14 protein-coding genes are annotated in these 11,684 nt (G+C 63.5%); all 14 read right to left on the bottom strand.

What is annotated here, in order from left to right; genetic code table 11:
- Nucleotide 1 precedes the first annotated feature (1 nt).
- Nucleotides 2–361, bottom strand: coding sequence for a hypothetical protein (locus tag ACOOGG_RS01135; protein ID WP_420431422.1), 360 nt, complete (start codon nt 359–361; stop codon nt 2–4).
- Nucleotides 345–722 carry a RusA family crossover junction endodeoxyribonuclease gene (locus tag ACOOGG_RS01130; protein WP_420431420.1) on the bottom strand — a complete coding sequence of 126 codons (378 nt, stop codon included), beginning with the start codon at nt 720–722 and terminating at the stop codon, nt 345–347. Before ACOOGG_RS01130 ends, ACOOGG_RS01135 begins: the two co-directional genes overlap by 17 nt.
- A gap of 2 nt (nt 723–724) precedes the next feature.
- Nucleotides 725–1,327: a hypothetical protein gene (locus tag ACOOGG_RS01125; RefSeq protein ID WP_420431418.1), complete on the bottom strand. Its 603-nt coding sequence runs from the start codon at nt 1,325–1,327 to the stop codon at nt 725–727.
- The gene (locus ACOOGG_RS01120) at nt 1,327–1,707 is read right to left on the bottom strand and encodes a D-Ala-D-Ala carboxypeptidase family metallohydrolase (protein ID WP_420431416.1); all 381 of its coding nucleotides are present in this window, start codon (nt 1,705–1,707) and stop codon (nt 1,327–1,329) included. The genes ACOOGG_RS01125 and ACOOGG_RS01120 overlap by 1 nt, the downstream gene beginning before the upstream one ends.
- Nucleotides 1,700–1,936 carry a hypothetical protein gene (locus ACOOGG_RS01115; RefSeq protein WP_420431414.1) on the bottom strand — a complete coding sequence of 79 codons (237 nt, stop codon included), beginning with the start codon at nt 1,934–1,936 and terminating at the stop codon, nt 1,700–1,702. The genes ACOOGG_RS01120 and ACOOGG_RS01115 overlap by 8 nt, the downstream gene beginning before the upstream one ends.
- A gap of 38 nt (nt 1,937–1,974) precedes the next feature.
- The gene (locus ACOOGG_RS01110) at nt 1,975–2,283 is read right to left on the bottom strand and encodes a hypothetical protein (RefSeq protein WP_420431412.1); all 309 of its coding nucleotides are present in this window, start codon (nt 2,281–2,283) and stop codon (nt 1,975–1,977) included.
- A complete protein-coding gene (locus ACOOGG_RS01105) occupies nt 2,284–2,574 on the bottom strand; it encodes a hypothetical protein (RefSeq protein ID WP_420431410.1) in 291 nt (96 codons plus the stop codon).
- An 11-nt stretch (nt 2,575–2,585) separates the two neighbouring features.
- Nucleotides 2,586–2,891, bottom strand: a complete 306-nt coding sequence (locus ACOOGG_RS01100; protein WP_420431408.1) for a hypothetical protein — start codon at nt 2,889–2,891, stop codon at nt 2,586–2,588.
- 15 nt (nt 2,892–2,906) lie between these two features.
- Nucleotides 2,907–3,182 carry a hypothetical protein gene (locus ACOOGG_RS01095; RefSeq protein WP_420431406.1) on the bottom strand — a complete coding sequence of 92 codons (276 nt, stop codon included), beginning with the start codon at nt 3,180–3,182 and terminating at the stop codon, nt 2,907–2,909.
- A 21-nt stretch (nt 3,183–3,203) separates the two neighbouring features.
- Nucleotides 3,204–5,579, bottom strand: coding sequence for a hypothetical protein (locus ACOOGG_RS01090; protein ID WP_420431404.1), 2,376 nt, complete (start codon nt 5,577–5,579; stop codon nt 3,204–3,206).
- Nucleotides 5,576–6,643, bottom strand: a complete 1,068-nt coding sequence (locus tag ACOOGG_RS01085; RefSeq protein ID WP_420431402.1) for a hypothetical protein — start codon at nt 6,641–6,643, stop codon at nt 5,576–5,578. Before ACOOGG_RS01085 ends, ACOOGG_RS01090 begins: the two co-directional genes overlap by 4 nt.
- A gap of 51 nt (nt 6,644–6,694) precedes the next feature.
- Complete coding sequence (locus ACOOGG_RS01080; RefSeq protein WP_420431400.1) at nt 6,695–9,673, bottom strand: hypothetical protein; 2,979 nt, start codon at nt 9,671–9,673, stop codon at nt 6,695–6,697.
- Nucleotides 9,666–10,229, bottom strand: a complete 564-nt coding sequence (locus tag ACOOGG_RS01075) for a hypothetical protein (RefSeq protein WP_420431398.1) — start codon at nt 10,227–10,229, stop codon at nt 9,666–9,668. Before ACOOGG_RS01075 ends, ACOOGG_RS01080 begins: the two co-directional genes overlap by 8 nt.
- On the bottom strand, nt 10,229–11,684 hold a 1,456-nt coding region (locus ACOOGG_RS01070), incomplete at its 5' end, for a hypothetical protein (protein ID WP_420431396.1). The genes ACOOGG_RS01075 and ACOOGG_RS01070, both read right to left, overlap by 1 nt.

Raw genomic sequence — 11,684 nt, 5'->3', positions numbered from 1 at the left:
CCTACGAAGACTGGGCTGGGTTCAGCGGCACCTGGGGCTCGCGCTTGAGCATGATGTCGAACTCGTAGACGAAGCGCCTGGACTGCGGGTGGATCAGCAGCTCCTGGCTGCGGTCGTTGCCACCCTGGTTCTGGGTCAGCCAGATCCCGTACAGGAACAGGAACAGCTTCGTCCGAGCCTTCTTGGCCTCCGCCGCCGTGGGCGTGGAGTCCAGCTTCAGGAAGGCGTTCGCCCCCTGGATCCACTCCTTGTCCCATGCCTCCAGGGTGTCCTTGAGATCCGCCCAGGACAGGGCACCCATCTCCACCAGGGAGTCGATATTGGCCCCTCCGGTACCGAATGTCTTAGCTGCCATCGTCATCCTCCAGGGTGTAAGCGTATACCACGGTCTCCTTGCGACCGTCTCCCTTCAACCTAGCGACGACACAGCGATCACACCAACGGTCGTCGGGCACCACGCCGGACTCGACCATGGCATCCTCCATGGCCTTGACCCTGTTGCTGATGTCGCTCCTGCGGTCAATGCCGTACAGGGCGATCTCCAGACAGAACGGGGTCTTGTCGGGCAGGGACGTCTCGACCGACTCCTGGATGTAGGGGACCATCCCGGCTTTCCACTTCCGGTACTCGGTGCTCATGTACCTGAGACCGCGCTTGCCGCTCCGGTACAGGTTGTTGGTCGTGGGCGGGAACCCCGGCAGGACTACCTTGAAGTGAGCCATCCTCACTTCTTTCTCGATGCCAGCCAGGCGTCCAGCCCGATGAGGGCAGCAGCCGTGCCCACGACCCCAGTCCGCTGGCGCTTGTACCAGGGCGGGTTCCTGAGCTGGGCGATCTGGGTCCGGAGCTGCTCGTTGATCTGCATGGTCAGGTAGAGCTCACGCTCCTGCGAGTCCACCTTGCCCTGCAACAGGCCGAGCTCGACCTCCAGGTTCGCGATGTGCTCGTCCCGGGCCACTACCGCAGCACGGAGCTGGGCGTTGTCGATGCGCAGCGTGTCCACGATGGCCAGGACCACAGGGTCCGTGATCGTGTCGATGGGCGCGAAGAAGGCGGTGTCCCTCATGACGGGGACCCGGATCGTGCGGACCCGCTCCCGCGACTCCTCGCTGAGTGCGGCCAGCCGGGACAGGGCCAGGTCGAGGGAATCCGACCGGGCCAGGAGCGACAGGCGCTCCATCTCCAGAACCCCGATGCGGTCCTCCGCCTCGGCCAGCACGACCTTGCCCTGGTTATCCCGCACCCGGTAGCCGAGGAAGAACCCCAGGGCCAGGAACACGACGAACAGCCCGATGACGATGAGGCCGCGCTTCAGCGACCTGTCCATCAGTAGGTCCACATCCAGGGACGGGGGCGACGCTTGGTGGGCTCGCCCAGGTCCAGGTGGATGAAGTTCGGCCCCACGCCGATGCCGCGGACGTGGTTATGGATCGCCGCCTTGACGATCTTGAGCCTTCGGCCACCGTCAGTGCATTGGATGTCAACCGCCAGGCCCGTGGCATGGACACCGGGCTCGTCCTTGACCCGCTCCAACGGGTGGCTCGGGCTCCGATACCACGAGTTGATCTTCAGGGGGAACCCGCACCAGACACGCACGTGTTCCAGCCACTGGGCCATCCGCTCGGCGTTCTCCATGACCTCCACGGAGATTCCGTTGGGATCCAGCTTCACCTCGTTCCAGGTGAAGTGCGGTGTGATGTTACTCATTGTCGCCCCTGTCCCCTATCTGTTTTCCGGCCTCAACGAGATGCGAGAGGCGCTTGTAGTCGTAGGTCCCCACGGCAAGTAGTAGGAAGAGCACAAGGAGTGCGCCGAAGACGACAGCAACAGATCCCGTGAGAGCCCCAATCCTACCTTCGCCTGTGAGGGGGAAGGTCGTGACTGCCATATGCCTTGCGGCAGTGACGATGATGGTGGCCGTGACGACCGCGAGCATGATTCTACGCCACACTGGGACCTGTCCATTGCCGTCACTCACGCCAGGAACTCAGCGAGGAGGGCGGTCACAGTGACGAGCACCGGGCCGATGATGTCGCCGTGCAGGTCCACGACCTTGTTGATCCCCCGGTCATCGCGCTCCAGCGCCTTGCCCTTGCGGGCGGCGGACATCAGATCGCCGATCTCGCGAAGGGTGTAGAACACGAGGAAGGGGATGCAGCTCTGGCCGAAGCTCAGGCTGAACCAAGGGAGCAAGGTCAGCAGGTAACCACCTGCGAGAGTTACAAATCCGTGACCCCACCAGGTAAATGGCTGGTTGCCGAACATCTTCTCCTTGAGTCCCATCTAGTCTTTCTCCACGATCTTGAACTTGCATCCCTGGAGGCTCTGGATGGTGTTCACCAGCTCCTCCCGACTGTTGAACGGGGCCCCGCCGAACACGCGCCTGCGCTTCGCCTGGGGGATGTAGCCGTTGGCCCACCACTTGCCCCGGGACCCTTCCTTGATCTCCATGGTGACCACGATGGCCTCGTCGGCCGCCTTGCCCACCTCGTCCAAGGCATCTTTCAGGGCCGTGACCATGTTGCGAAGCACCTTGTTCTCGTGCTGCGCCTTCTTCAGTTCGGACCTCTTCACCCATCTGAACATTAGATTCTCCCCTCCTTATCGAGTTGGACCAACTTATCGCAGAGGTTCGATTCCCGCAAGGCGGACCAGGCCTTCACCGAGCCCTTGATCTCGGAGAGGTCTTCCCGGATACCAAGCAGCTCCACACGGATCTCAGCGTGGCTCACCCGAGCCTCGGTGTGATCCTTGTGGAGCTGCTTGATTTCCAGACCGTGCTCCTTGAGGGTGCCTTCCATCGACTCGACCTTCTGCTTCATGAACCATCCCAGGAGGGCGATTCCCGCTGCCGCTCCAGCCATGACTACCTGGAAAGTCTGCTCGTCCATGGGGCACCTCCGAGGTTAGGCGTACTCGTTGAGCACCCCCACGAGAGCGTCACGGGCTGCGAGCGATGCGTCGATGGTCGGCTGCACGGTAGCCATGGCCTGGGAGAGCGCCGACTGGGCCGCTTCGAGGCTGGCCGTCCGGGCCGCTACCTCGGCCTCGTCGTCCGCTACCGCTGCCTGTGCCTGACCGCGAGCGCGGACAGAGTTGGTGAAGCCGTCGAAGGCTTCACGCAGGCGCTCTGCGTAGGTGGGTGTGGGGGTTTCGGCTTGCTGTGCTTGTGTGTCCGTCATCCGGTTTCCTCCGGCTAGGGTCTAGGACCCGCCCAGGGCTCTGAGCAGGCTGATGAGTGCATCTTTGATTCTCTGGTTGAGTCCAGTGATCTGCTGGATCTGATCCGCAGGGTCCGAGGGATCCCCGCCGACCGGCTCGGAAATCCCCATTTCCACCGCAACGGTAGGAGCGTCAGTCATCTCCGTCTTGGTCGCCGGACCGGCGGGTTCATCCTCTGGCTCGGGCTCGGGCTCGGGCTCGGGCTCCGGCTCAGGCTCAGGCGTGGACACAGTGACGTGCTCCACCTTGAAAAAGGTGGCGGGCTCCGGCTCCGGCTCGGGCTCCGGCTCGGGCTCCGGCTCGGGCTCCGGCTCTGGCTCTGGCTCCGGCTCTGGCTCTGGCTCCGGCTCCGGCTCTGGCTCCGGCTCGGGCTCTGGCTCCGGCTCGGGCACAAGAGCACCGGCGCTGACGAGGGCAGCCATCACTTGGCCCTTTGGGCTCTCTGCCTCTGGCTCGGGCTCGGGCTCAGGCTCAGTCCATAGGTTACCGGCTCGGGCTCGGGCTTGGTCGGTGGATAAGGAGTTCGGCCCCGAGGTCTGAATCTCCGGCGCGTCCTCGACGACGAACCCCGTCTCCGCCTCCAGGCGTCTCTGGGCCTCAAGCTGCTTCTCGTTGAACACATCACCCCGAGCCCGCTCATAGGCAGTGATCGGGGGATCGTACTCGTCGGAGAAGCGGTGGCGGTTCGAGTAGGGTTTGAAGTCCGGCATGTACTGGGCACCACGGTGCGGCCCCCAGTCGTCGTCCTCGGAGCCCAGCGCGTAATGCTCGCCGCCCGGGCCGGTGATCTCATACCACACACCCGCCTGCTGCCAGATGTAGGGGTAGGAGCCCAGGGGGATGCCGTACTCCACGCACTGCTCGACGTACTCAATCGCGTCTGCGGCCCGCATCACACGATCCGGGGCACCAGGGTCGCAGCCCTGCCCGTAGGGCATCCAGGGCGGACCCTGATCGTCGGAGCTCGTGTTCAGCTTCGTGATGCGCTGCGGCTTGGACCACTCCGAGTTCACCCGCTCCTGGCCCCAGGGCGAGGTGGCGTAGTCGTGGTAGCGATACCGGATCTCGGCACCCTCGTCCGACACGGGCAGGTAGAAGTGATGGCCCCGCTCCCACTCGTAGTCAGGGTCGCCCGTCTTGCAGCAGGAGATGAGCCTGCTGTACCACGGGACGCGGGCGGCAGTGCGCCAGGTCTTCGCCCCGATGGGCCGGACCTGGTACTCCCGCTTGACGATCTCCTGCCAGCGGTCCTTCGGCCACTCCTCGGACGCAGAGGTGTGCGTGATGCGGGGCGGGTTGTAGCTCCGATCCCAGTGCGGCTCGGTCTCCCCACGGAACCAGACACCCACGATGGGCATACCCGTGGCGTCCATGTCCGGGAAGCAGGCGTAGGGCTGGAGGTTCATCAGCTTGGTCGGGGCACCCACCTCGGGCGCGTCGTACTGGTTCAGCATGAACCGCACGTTCACCCAGTCGCTCCCGAACTTCGCGCCATCGGCGGGCTCGCCGTAGTTGAACGGGGAGCTCTCACCGAAGGTGAACGGGCAGTTGAACATCTCCTCCCGCACATCGCTGGGCAGATGCTTGGTACTGGGCTGAGAGGCCAGGAAGAGGCCCAGGGCCTCCTCATGGCGCTTCATCCGCGCCCCCTCGGCCATGTTGATCTCAGCCATCGTGAGGTCGTCGGCCAGCCCGGTGCGGGCGTCGAGGTACTTGAACTCGGGCTGGTCGCCTGTCTCGTCCACGACTCCCTGGTCGTCGTCCCAGGGCGGCCGGGCCTTCCAGCCACCGGGGAGCTCGGACCACTTGTCCGACAGGGCTGCGAACTCGGGCGACAGGATAAGCTCCTGCCTCTCCATGGACTGCCAGAGCGAGGCGTAGAGCTCGCGCAGACGGTCCAGGTTGGTGGCCTCAGCCACGTCCCTCATGAAGTTCGGTCCGATCACAGGGGCACTCCTTCTCTCTCGAATGACTGGCCTCTTGGGAGGCTTGGGCTTCTTCGGCCTGGACTTCACCGGGTTGTCGGGGACTGCGGCGAAGAAGACCGCCCCGTGAGCCATGGACGACTCTGCCGAGTTGCTCTTCCGGAAGTAGGTGCTGATCTGGAGTACGTCCTTCCGCTCCAGGTCGTAGCTCGACGGGACGGTGAAGGTAAGGCTTTCCGCGTCGGGCACCGTCTCGACGTGCGAAGCGCCCTTGGCCTCCAGGGCGCGCATGGACACGGTGCTGTCGTCCGCGATCCAGACACGGGCCAGGAGCTCGTCGTACCCCTCGGGGTACTGGATGTGCGTGACCGGCAGGTACAGGGTCTCACCCCGTACCTCTAACGGGTGCTTGGCGAAGTATGTATTGCTCATGGGCTGCACATGTCCGCACCGTCGGGGATGTCAAGCACGATCTGATTCGTGTTGACGTAGCCGTTCTGGCCCCTGCCGCCGTTCAGCCCCGATGTCAGGGTCCCCGAACTGTCGGCGATCTTCGCACAAGAGAGTGCGCCAGTCCAGACTGCTCCCTGGCCGTTGGACTGCACGAGATCGGACAGCTTCCAATCTCCAGCCTCCGCCAAGTAGTTCGTCATGGGCATCCGAAAGCGGTTGCTACGTGCGAGCTGCATGGTCCAATAGTCAGGCTTCACCCACGCAGCCACCGATGCGCCCGTAGGTGCAGTCATCTGCACCGGCTTCGACAGGCTCGCGAACCACTCCCTGGTCTGCCCGTAGGTGTAGCAACCGCGCTGGTACTGCGGCTTCAATGCGCGTATCATCTTCATGAAAGCTGCCGACCGCCGGGTGCTTTCTGCATATGCGATGATACTAGCCGCACTCGTGCAGGGGTATCGTCCCGACTGCGTACCGAGATACTTCCAGATGTACTCGTAATCCGTGGAGCACAGACTGGGAATGAGGTTCGGGTTGCTCGTTAGCAAGTGCCAGTCCTCACAGACCAGACGCGCCCACAGCTTCGCCGAGCTGTAATCGCTCCTCTGCGTCCACGAGCTGCCAGTGACACGCGAGCGGATCGAGAGGTAGGCGATGTCGTCATCTTCCACGGTGATGGTGGAATTTACGCGTCCGCCGCTCTTGAGAGGTATCGCATTTCGCGTGAATACGCGGTCGCCCTCGACGAGGTTATCGTCGGTGGAATAGAGGGTCGCGTACCCGTCCGGTCCCACCGAACAGGCCACGCCATCCATCGCTTGCGACGGACATGCGCTCCAGGTGGTCTCGGCCTTCCCGCCCTCCGTGAGGGTAGGGCTTCCCTCCCGCGCACTCGCGGACGCGATGGGGAACGCCTCCTCGGCCACCGGGGCCTCGGTAGGCAGCTCGGCGCAGGCGGCCAGCATCACGACCGCAGCCGTGATGAAGACCAGCAGGGCGACGATGGCGACGTAGTTGTCTTGCTTCTTCATGGTGACGCTCATGGTGTTTCTCCTCCTTGGGGATCGAAGAGGCCCTTTGCCTCTCCCTGTGAATCACTTCGTTCCTTTGCCGATTCCGGTCACTTCGTAGTCCTGGACGACCACCTCAAGGTCTTCAAGGTAGATCCAGTTGAAGTGCCAGTTCGTGTTGTTGGTGTGGATGTTCGCCAGACCAATCCGGATCAGGCGGGAATCATCATCTACCCAGAATACCAGGTCGCCCCGGATGCTCCAGTTGGAAGAGTCCGTCCCGCCGGACCCCATCTGTACTCGCGGCGCGCTGTTGGTGTTGGGTCCAGCCCCGAACCTGATAGAACGATGGGCCGCGATTGCGTTCGCGACGTCGGTATCGCGCTGGGCCGAGTTGGCGTTCCATGGGAGGAACAGGCTGTGTTCCCGGATCTGCTTCCGAAAGATAGCCGGGAAGATGGGGTTGAGGGCATCGGAGGGAGTCCCGCTGTGGGTGGACGGACGGGGATTGGTCCCGTCGCGCTCCAACCTGGCGATGATCCTGAGTTCGACGATCTTATCAATCTCAGGCTTCCCGACCACGTCCACTGTGCGCTCGACCCCGCCGCCGTTGTGAGCGCTGCCGATCTCGTTGTGCGTGTGAATCCTCCCGAACTCCTCGTCGGTCAGATACCGCTCGTAGATCATGCTCGCGGCACCACGCTTCACCTGGTTCGTATTGGTCGTGAAGCGGTCCCAGATGTTCGCGTAGATCCGGTCGCCGTCGCCATTGAAGACGAGTCCGCCAGGGCGAGCCCCCTCGGGGATCTCCACGAACCGCATATCGACATCGTAGAACGGATAGCGATAGAACTGGCCCCCGGTCACGTCGTAGGCGAGGGTCTTCTGGAGGGAGCTATCCCAGACGTGCAGAATCGTGTCCCGGCCAAATGCCTGTATCGCGATACCCCCGTAGTGCCCGGTGGTCTCGGGGAGGTCGAGGTAGGGATGCTCGGAATCGGCGTCCACGATGTTGTCCGTGCCGTTATCCGACAGGCCCACACACGAATGGATGCGGTTCTGGGTCTCGTTCAAGGCCCAAACCCGAAGCTGGTCGTGGGAGTAGTCGTCATCGTCCTGCTGCCAGACCGCGATGTCCCGGATCACGTCGTCCTCAGCCGCGTCCGGGAGGTCGAGGAGCGTGTGCGTCCGGCTGCCGATGGACCCGTGCCATGTCTCGGTTGACGAGATGGTGCGGTCGTCGTGAACGGTGATGTGTACCAGACCGCAAGCCAGCTTCTCGTCCGAGTCCACGTCCCTTGCCGCGAAGAGCAAATACTCCTTCGGCGCGGAGTCTCCCGAGAACTGAATCCTCGTCGCCGAGATGCCGCCTCGGTTGGAACCGTATCCCGATGCGCTGAAGAGCTTGGTCGCCCACTGGAATGTCAGGTCGCCGAACTTGTCGTCAGGCGTCAGGAACAGCGGGATCTCGTCGAGCGGGGCGGCGCTGCTCTGTTCTCGCCTGCCCAGCCAGAGGTACTGCTTGTTGATCGTCAGGGCAAGGGACGGGCCGTCCATCAGCGCGTCGATGCTCGTTCCGGCGGAAAGCCCCGGGTCCGTGTTTCCCCCCGTATCGGTCCCGGTGGAATCATGCGTGGTGTCGGCGATGGGGTTCCACTCCACCCAATGGCCGAGGTCCGATTCGTGGGTCATGAACGGCGTCGTCGTAGCGTTGCCGTCTCCATCCACCGTGAAGAACTTGAGCGTCCACGCCTCGTTCGAGGCCGCCGAGTACAGGCTGAACTGACTATCGCCGCGTGTCTGCCAGAGGATGTGGTCCCCGGTGTCGCGCTCATATGCGGAGTAGTAGTTGAGCACCCCGGTGTCGGTGGCACCGCTGGCGAGCGTCAGCTCAAACGCCACCTTGTCGGTCGTGGCGAACTGGCTCCCCTTCGCCTCCTCGAACGCGCTCTGCTTGATCGACATGCGGATACGGTCGGCCTCGCTGGCGATGACCATGGCGACCGCATGGTCCGGGTTCGCCGTGAACTCGCCGGTGTGCGGGACACCGTTCTGCCCGTATGCGCCGCTCGTGCCCCGCCAGAGTGCGGTGCCGAGGCGTTCGTGCTCGTTGCCGACGGTGCCCTCGAACAGGTTGGCCTCGGTCACGCTGGTGCGGGCCAGGCGATACCACACGTCGTTCACCAGGATGACCCTGCTCCGGTGGTACAGCGACGGGTCCGGCAGCTCGTCGAGCCGGAAGAGCGATGCCCTGTCCTCCAGCGCGGCCGTCCTTCTGGCCATGTCGGCGTACTTCTCGCCGTTGATCGGGGTCCAGACCTTCTCGCCGGACGTGTCCGTGAAGAGCGCGGTCCCGGTGGTCGCGCCGCTGTAGACGTTGACCGTGAACTTGCCGTCCGACGGAAGTTTGTCGAGGACAGTCTCGGTAACCCCAGGCGACACATAGACATCGACCTTGCCAGTGGTGCTGCCAGCGTCGTTCGTGAACCTGTAGTTTTCGTTCCAGGTGAAGACCACATCCTCGGTGATCGACGAGTCCGAGACGGACGTGATGGTGATGGTGACCTGGTCACCACTCCTCGCATCCCGGCCCAGAATCGTGTTCAGAAGGGTTCCGTCCAGCCCCAGGTCGATCCGCCTCTTGCTGCCCTCGTCCACCGACATGATGAACCAGAAGCGACCGGTCGGGTTGTGGACCGCCGCCCCGTAGTTCGGAGCGACGATGCCGGGCGCACCATGCGAGTAACCGGTCTGGTACTCGCCGACGTGCGCGACGAACTCACCGTCGGTCGTTGAGAACTCCGTCACCCGGTAGTACTGCCCATCATCGACGTAGACCTGCTTCCCGAGCGGATACCGGCTCGCGTTGGGCAGTGTGTCGAAGGCGTCGATGTTGTCCTGGAACATCTCGGTCAGGATGCTATCGAGATCGTTGTCGCTGTCGGCTGCGGACAGCGCGGTCCTGATGTCCTGTCCGTAGGTCAGGGGCACACGATCCGTGGAGCCCTTGTACTTCGCACCGGCCTTCTGGGCGGTGCCCCTGGTGTCCGGGAAGTTAGGCATCCTTCGTCTCTTCCTCCTCCGGCGGGTCGCAGCAGCAGATGGATTCCTGGGCCGCCCCAGACATGGCCTTGTTTATCTGGGCCAGTATCTCGATCTGGCTCTCCTCTGATGAGTATACCCCATGTCCTGACACTGCATGAACATGCGTGTAGGTGACACCCCCGCGAACCGTCCTGGTGATTTCCGTCACGTCCGCGAGGTTCAGATACCCCTGGTACGTGACATCATTCTGCTCCCTATGAACCTTCAGCCAGGCCATGTCCGGCCGAAGAGCCCTGAGCCCACCCATGACCCCATCCATGTCATGCTGATTGTGGAGGTGGATAGCACGGGCGGCGCCGCCCCCGTATGCGTCTCGCTCTAGCTCGACGACTACCTGCTTGAACCGCACCACTTCCTGATTCTCGTCGTTGTACGCCCCAGGGACCTCACGTGTGAAGCTGACGGCGCCAGGCATGACGTAGTGCGTCCCACTGGTATGGGACTCCGCCTTCAGCATGTGCTCCGTGATCTGCGGTTCCTCGGTATTCGTCTCGGTCGTCGTCGTGTCAGTCATCAGCTCGTCCTCGGAGAATAGGTGATAGACCCGTCCGCAGAAGCGCGAGCCAAGTCGGCTGTGGTGATGAAGAACTTCCAGTCCACACTGGAGATCGTGCGGGTGACGGCCGCCTGGAACGCAGAGTCCGCCGCCAGGCCAGCGCTGTTCCACCCCACAGGCTCGGGGGACCCGTCCTTGACGGCCAGGTAGAACTGGTACAGGTCCGTGCCCATGCTGGGCGGTGCAGCGGTGTAGGAGGCGGCTATTGCGTTGCCAGTGGTGATGTCGTCGTCGGCGAACACGACCCGGGCGGCGGTGGCCGCCGCGTCCGCATCGCCCGAGTCCACGATGATCCGGCCCCAGTGGTAGTTCGCAGTGGCAGCGGCATGGGCGGTGATGCGGATGTCGTGGTAGCCCACGGGCTGCGTGTCCGCCGTCGGGGTGATCCCGGCATCGAACACCTGGAGGCGCAGCGTGTAGAACTCGTCCGCCGCCAGCGTGATGTTCGATGGGATGTCAACGGTGCCAGCGCCGAGGTTGAAGTCGGTCAACGTGGCCAGGACGGTAGCCGAGCCCTGCGGCTTGGTAGCGCCCTCGAACCCGATGATCCGGGCAGCACCGACATGGCCGCCCTGGCTGATCGTGTAGGAGTATCCGAAGGTATTACCGGCGATGGAACCCGCTACCGGGTTGACGTTACCGCTGATGATCTCGAAGCTGCCGATGTGCGGATGGATCACGATAGGCGCACTCTGCGTGGGTCGGCCCAACGGGAAGAACGAGAGGGCGGGCACGTCTGCGTAGAAGCCCCAGGGCACCAGGCCCTTGGTGTTCCCGTCAAAGCCCGGCCTGCCCGACAAGACGCCATATCCATAACTTGTTCCGCCAACCTGCTGGCCAGCGAACACATTCCCCCGCTCCAGCCGGAAGCGGATTTCCGCACCCCCGGATGGTATGGCGATCACCGAATAGAGCGTCTCCGCTACCGGGGAAAGAGTGCCGTCGTAAGCCGGATCGGACGATCCGTCCAGACTGCCCGGGTTCGGTACCTGGGGAGTAAGGGCATTGCCAGTAACGTACGCAGGATTGTAGGCTGCGGTCCGGCCAGCCGAAATATGGGGAGCAGACCGGGTATACGGCGAGTTGGACCGGCCCACCTCCACCCAGTCCGCACCGGACTTCATCTCCACCAGAAGCTCGACGCTGATACGGGTGTTGTAGTCCGGCTTCACCGTTGACACGGCGGTACTAGAAGGGGACAGCCTGGTATCCAGCGACGCCTTCGTCCACATGTTCTGCACCCGCGCCCCGATGATGTACATCCCCTCGGCGCACTCGATGCTGTTCTCCGTGGTATCCAGGTTCGTGAGGAACCCGCCGTTGGCCTCGACGAAGTTCAGCGGAACGACCGGCCAGTCCACGCTGGCCTCGATCCGGGCCAGGTCAGCCGCCACATCCGGGTCCTCAAACCTG

Source organism: Candidatus Poriferisocius sp. (assembly GCF_965214065.1).
In the GTDB taxonomy this organism is placed as follows: Bacteria; Actinomycetota; Acidimicrobiia; order Acidimicrobiales; family Bin134; genus Poriferisocius.
The sequence above is the reverse complement of the archived record's forward strand: the minus strand, read 5'-3'. Positions and strand labels throughout refer to the sequence as shown.